At 76.6% G+C, this 538-nt stretch carries 1 protein-coding gene; it reads right to left on the reverse strand.

Annotated features, from left to right (window positions below; genetic code table 11):
* Positions 1–538, reverse strand: a 538-nt coding sequence (locus CCN56_RS41380; RefSeq protein ID WP_143664862.1) for an AraC family transcriptional regulator, incomplete at both ends; no start/stop codon positions are given.

Genomic DNA, 538 nt, shown 5'->3' on the forward strand with positions numbered 1-538 from the left:
TGAGGTACGCCATCGGGGGCTCCCCGACGAGCTCGGTGAACCGGCGGGCGAGCGCGGCCCGGGACACGCCCGACTTCGCGGCGAGCGAGGCGACGGTCCAGGGGTGGGCGGGGTCGTTCTGGAGCAGCCGGAGCGCCCGGCCGACCACCGGGTCGCCCATCGCGCGGTACCAGGCGGGGGCCTCGGCCCCCGGCCGGGAGAACCAGGCGCGGACGGCGGCGATGAGCAGCAGGTCGAGGACCCGGTCGAGGACGACGCTCTGGCCGGGTTCGTCGCGGGAGATCTCCTCGTCGAGGAAGGGCATGAGGGGGCAGCTCCACACGTCGGCGGGCAGGTGCACGAGGCCCGGCAGGGCGTCGAGGAGCCTGCGGCCGACCTCGCCGTCCATCAGGTAGGTGCCGACGAGGACCGTGGTGCCGCCGTCGGGGGCGTTGCCCCAGGTGCGGACGCCGAGGCGCATGGACTGGGCGAGCGGCTCCCCGGAGAGGGTGGTGCAGCGGCCGTCGGGGCCGATCCTGGCGCGGGGCGGGGCGTCGGG

Source organism: Streptomyces sp. NRRL B-24572 (assembly GCF_002156145.1).
Taxonomy (GTDB): Bacteria; Actinomycetota; Actinomycetes; order Streptomycetales; family Streptomycetaceae; genus Streptomyces; species Streptomyces vietnamensis.